The following is a 249-nucleotide window of genomic DNA, read 5'->3' as shown; positions in this document are numbered from 1 at the left end:
ATCTGCGCCATCATCTCCTTGTAGGCGGAACTTTCCATTGTTATCACTTTCATGTTCAGTCCTTTCTTTTTGTTTCTGCGACAAAATTCGGCAATAAACAAAAGGGGCTTTAACAACTCACTACGTGACTCACGTAAGATTTTTGCGGAAGATGGCTCCGTAACCCGGTCAAACGGCGCAACAGGCAGCCTTTCAGCGGAAAACGATACGTCTTGTATGCCGTTTCGTTACCTTTGCGGCAAACTCTAA

Annotated in this window: 1 pseudogene; it reads right to left on the bottom strand. The window is 45.4% G+C overall.

Annotation, left to right across the window (positions count from 1 at the left end):
* A pseudogene (locus DW640_RS24485) lies at positions 1 to 140 on the bottom strand (DNA-binding protein); the annotation flags it as partial.
* Positions 141 to 249 lie beyond the last annotated feature (109 nt).

Origin of the sequence: Bacteroides sp. AM23-12 (assembly GCF_003434395.1) — a bacterium.
Taxonomy (GTDB): Bacteria; Bacteroidota; Bacteroidia; order Bacteroidales; family Bacteroidaceae; genus Bacteroides; species Bacteroides thetaiotaomicron.
This window is presented reverse-complemented; position numbering and strand designations above follow the sequence as displayed.